We start from the raw sequence: 4,548 nt of genomic DNA, 5'->3' as shown, positions 1-4,548 counted from the left end.
GCCTGTTGGGTCAGAACCCGGGGAAAGTGGCCCGCCGTGGAAGGCGGACCCACCGGACCCTAGGCCAGGAACCGGACGTGGTCCTCGTTGAGGTCCGACACCCTGTTGACCCCAAGCAGCTGCATGGTCCGGGCCACCTGGGTGCCGAGGATCTCGATCATCCGGTCTACGCCGGGCCGTCCGCCCGCCATCAGGCCGTACAGGTAGGCCCGTCCCACCAGGGTGAAGTCCGCGCCACGGGCCAGCGCGGCCACGATGTCCCCGCCGCTCATGATGCCGGTGTCCAGGATGATGTCGGTCTTGCCCTTGAGCTCGGCGGCAACCTCGGGCAGCAGGTGCAGGGGGATGGGCGCCCGGTCCAGCTGCCGGCCGCCGTGATTGGAGAGCACAATCCCGTCCGCGCCGTGATCGACCGCCTTTTTGGCGTCGTCGAGCGTCTGGATTCCCTTGACCACCAGCTTGCCCTTCCACACCTCACGCAGCCAGTCGAGGTCCTCGTAGGTGAGCGTGGGATCGAACATCGAGTTGATCAGGTCCGCCACGGTCCCCGAGTAGTGGGAGAGCGAGGCGAAGGTGAGCGGTTCGTGGGTGAGGAAGTTGATCCACCACGCGGGCCGGTAGGAGGCGTCAAGAACGGTCTTGACGGTCAGCGCCGGTGGGATGGTCATGCCGTTGCGTACGTCGCGGAGCCGCGCGCCGGCGACGGCGGTGTCCACCGTGACCATCAGCGTGTCATTTCCCGCGGCGGCTGCCCGGCTGATCAGCTCCATGGACCGCTCCCGGTCCGTCCACAGGTAGAGCTGGAACCAGTTCCGGCCATGGGGCGCAGCGGCCGCCACGTCCTCGATCGAGGCGGTGCCCATCGTGGAGAGCGTGAAGGGGATCCCCGCCGCCTGTGCAGCCCGGGACCCGGTGTACTCACCCTCGGACTGCATCATCCGGGTGAAACCGGTGGGCGCAATGCCGAACGGGAGGGCGGAGTCGGCGCCGAGCACCGGCGTCGTGGTGTCCACAGTGGAGACGTTCCGCAGCACGCCGGGACGGAACTCCAGGTTCCGGAACGATTCGCGTGCCCGCGCCAGCGTGATCTCCTCTTCCGCCCCGCCGTCCGTGTAGTCAAACGGCGCCTTCGGGGTGCGGCGCTTCGCGATGGCGCGCAGGTCCGCGATGGTCTGCGCCTTCGCCACGCGGTTCCGCGCGGTGGGGAGGGATGGGGTCTTGAACTGGAGGAGGGGAGCCAAGTCGGCCGGCTTGGGAATCCGGCGGCGCAGCGCTTCCGGGGTGGCTCCTTCAACGGCCGGAGTCGGGGATGAGACGGACGATGCCGGCACCGCTCCCGCCTCGGCGGGCTGGGGCTGCTGCTCTGCTACGGCCTGCTTGGACATGGGTATCCCTCTCCTGACACGGATATGTGGTTGGACCACAAGCGTTTCGGAATACGTTACCGGAGTGGTCGGACCACATCAAGTACTGTGTTGCCATGAAGGCGTACAGGAGTGTCCTTGAGTGGGTGGAGCAGGAGATCTCCGCCGGCCGCCTGAGGATCGGGGAGAGACTCCCGGCAGAGCGCGCCATCGCGCAGCAACTCGGGGTATCCCGTACCTCCGTGCGGGAGGCCATCCGGGTGCTGGAAGCCATGGGCATGGCCCGGTCCGGCGTCGGATCAGGGCCCGACGCCGGCACCCTGATCACTGCCGATCCCTCCACTCCCTTCACCTCGGCCATGCGGCTGCACTTCGCCACCTCCCACCTTCCCGCGGGGGATATCGTCCAGACGCGCCTGCTGCTGGAGGCGTGGGCCGTGGAACACATCGATGCGTCGTCGCCGTTCCTGGACTCCGCCCGGGTGCTGCTCGAAGCGATGGATGACCCGGCCCTGGAGGCGGAGCGCTTTCTGGAACTCGATGCCGAGTTCCACGTTGCGCTCGCCCAGGCCGCGGGCAATGTGTTGATCAGCACCATGATGGGTTCGCTCCGCGACGCCATCGGCCAGTACACCCTGGACATGATCAGCAATCTCCCGGACTGGGACGCCACCGCCAACCGGCTGCGCGCCGAGCATCACGCCATCCACGGCGCTGTGCTCGCGGGCAACCCGCCCGAGGCATCCCGGCTGGTCACCGCCCATATCGAGGGTTACTACCGTGAGGCAGGCTTCCCCTCGCGGGCCGGCTAGGGCCGAAACTTGCACTCGGTGCAAAGTTGCACTTAGTGTAACTATGTGACACAACCCCAACTAAGCCGCCGTGAGCAGAACAAGCTCGACACCCGGCGCGCCATCGCGCAGGCGGCCCTCGACCTCGCACGCACCCACGGCGTGGGCGGCTTCACCGCGGAGCAGATCGCGGACCAGGCCGGCGTCTCCCGCCGGACCTTCTTCAACTACTTCCACAGTCCGGAAGAGGCGCTCATCGTCTCGACGGAGTCCTTCCTCGACCGCGCCGAGGCCGAGCTGCTGGCCCGCCCCGCGGAGGAGCCCATCCTCGACGCCATGATCGCCGCGCTCGCCGCCACCACCAAAGTGGAGAACCTGAAGGACTGCGGGGATCTGTTCCGCCTGTCCGCCGGCAACCCCGACCTGCTCGGCACCCACCTCCTGGCGTGGGAACGTGCCGAGGCCCGCATTATCAGTGCGGTGGAAGACCGCCTGCAGGGCCGCGCTTCCAGCCTCTACATCCACGCCCTCGTTGGGTCCCTGCTGTCCTGTGCCAAGGCCGCCATGCGCGAGTGGGTCTCCGCGGACACCCCGGATGCCGACGCCGCGCAGACCCTCGAACACCACATCGTCGCGACGCTGACCATGCTCCGCGACGGCTTCTCTCACCCGACCCGCTAACCCAGGGAACACCATGGCCTACCTCCTATACCGACTCGGTACCTTCGCCTACCGCCGCCGCTGGTGGGTGGTTTCCGCCTGGCTGGCCGTCATGGTTGCCGTCGGAAGCTCCGCCGTCGCCTTCTCCGGCACGCTGAGCAACAACTTCACCATCCCCGGCACTGAATCCCAGCGCGTCCTCAACCAGCTCCGGGACACCATGCCCGAGGCGGTCGGCGGCATGGGAACCATCGTGTTCCAGAACCCCGACGGCGAATTCACTCCCGCGCAGCAGGAGGCAGTCAGTGCCGCGCTCACTAACGTCGGCGGGCTCGACGGCGTTGAAGCGGTCATCGATCCCTTCCAGACCGCGCAGCAGCTGGCTGACAGCCGTGCCGACATTGAGAACGGAAAGGTGGAGCTGGAAGCCGGAGCCCGGGAACTGATCGACGGCGCTGCCCAGCTCGATGCCGGGCAGGCCCAGCTCGACGCGCAGCGGGCTCAGTTCGAGGCAGGAAAGACCTTCCTTCCCGCCGAGCAGATCGACGCCACAGTCGCCCAGCTCGACGCCGCCCAGGCCGAGATCGATGCCCAGCGCAGGGAGCTCGACGAAGGCCAGGCAGACCTCGACGCCGCCCGCGTCGAGCTGGAGCGCGGCGAACGGCTCCTCGAGGCCTCCTCCGGGATCCAGTTCGTGTCCGACGACGGCACCACCGCGGTTGCCAGCGTCCAGTTCACCACCGCTGTCGACGCCGTGACCCCGGAAACCCGCGAAGCGGTCCAGGAAGCGGCCAATCCGGCAGCCGAGGCAGCACTGAACGTCGAATACAGCAAGGAAATTGTCCAGGACATCTCGGAGATCTTCGGCCCGGCAGAGGTGATCGGCCTCCTGGTTGCGGCCGTTGTCCTTCTCGTCATGCTCGGCACGCTCGTCGCCGCAGGGCTGCCGCTGCTCATGGCCATTGTCGGCGTCGGCATCGGCGTGGGCATCACCTTCGCCCTCACCGGCATCATCCAGATGAGTTCCATATCACCGGTGCTCGCGCTGATGCTGGGCCTGGCCGTCGGGATCGACTACTCCCTCTTCATCGTCAACCGCCACCGCACCCAGCTGCTCCACGGCATGCCGATGCAGGAATCCATCGCCCGGGCCACCGGCACAGCGGGCAACGCCGTCCTCTTCGCCGGCATCACCGTCATCATCGCGCTCGCGGCCCTCGCCGTCCCGGGACTGCCGTTCCTCACCATCCTCGGGCTGTCCGCAGCCGGAACCGTCGCCATCGCCGTGCTGGTCGCACTGACACTGACGCCGGCGCTGCTCGGTGTCATGGGCCGCAGGGTCATCTCGAAGCGACGCTGGAAGACCGCACCGGCGGTCAGCGAAGCGGAGGCCAACGAGCACGCCGTCGACGATTCCTACGCCGGCGGCCGCGGCTGGGGCGGCATGGTCACACGCAGGCCGCTCCTCACGGTGCTGGCCGGCGTCGTCGTGCTTGGAGTGCTGGCGCTGCCGGCGCTGGAGCTGCGCGTGGGTCTGCCCGACGGCGGCTCGGAACCGGCCGACTCCACCGCCTACGAGGCCTACGCACTGGTGGGGGAGAAGTTCGGCGAGGGCACCAACGGCCCGCTCCTCGTGGTCGGGGAACTTCCGGCGATCGAGGACGAGGGCGATCGCACCGACCTCCGGCTCGACGTCGCCGAGCGGCTCGCGGAGATCGGCGACGTCGCCGCCG

General features: G+C 68.2%; 4 protein-coding genes. 3 read left to right on the top strand and 1 reads right to left on the bottom strand.

Annotated elements, in window-relative coordinates; genetic code table 11:
* Positions 1-59: 59 nt before the first annotated feature.
* The gene (locus X803_RS0114750) at positions 60-1,385 is read right to left on the bottom strand and encodes an alpha-hydroxy acid oxidase (RefSeq protein WP_026545726.1); all 1,326 of its coding nucleotides are present in this window, start codon (positions 1,383-1,385) and stop codon (positions 60-62) included.
* Positions 1,386-1,480: 95 nt separating this feature from the next.
* On the opposite strand from X803_RS0114750, the gene X803_RS0114745 reads away from it, so the two are divergent.
* The 3 genes from X803_RS0114745 to X803_RS20360 all read left to right on the top strand — a co-directional run.
* Positions 1,481-2,176, top strand: coding sequence for a FadR/GntR family transcriptional regulator (locus X803_RS0114745; RefSeq protein ID WP_026545725.1), 696 nt, complete (start codon positions 1,481-1,483; stop codon positions 2,174-2,176).
* A gap of 45 nt (positions 2,177-2,221) precedes the next feature.
* Complete coding sequence (locus X803_RS20365) at positions 2,222-2,836, top strand: TetR/AcrR family transcriptional regulator (RefSeq protein ID WP_035779254.1); 615 nt, start codon at positions 2,222-2,224, stop codon at positions 2,834-2,836.
* A 13-nt stretch (positions 2,837-2,849) separates the two neighbouring features.
* The coding region (locus X803_RS20360; RefSeq protein WP_035779253.1) for an MMPL family transporter at positions 2,850-4,548 on the top strand (1,699 nt) is incomplete at its 3' end.

It is taken from the genome of Arthrobacter sp. 35/47, from assembly GCF_000520475.1.
GTDB lineage: Bacteria > Actinomycetota > Actinomycetes > Actinomycetales > Micrococcaceae > Arthrobacter_D > Arthrobacter_D subterraneus.
This window is presented reverse-complemented; position numbering and strand designations above follow the sequence as displayed.

Excerpts from the sequence above, each read along its gene's own strand:
- X803_RS0114750 (WP_026545726.1), bottom strand. The coding sequence starts at position 1,385 with ATGTCCAAGCAGGCCGTAGCAGAGCAGCAGCCCCAGCCCGCCGAGGCG.
- X803_RS0114745 (WP_026545725.1), top strand. The coding sequence starts at position 1,481 with ATGAAGGCGTACAGGAGTGTCCTTGAGTGGGTGGAGCAGGAGATCTCC.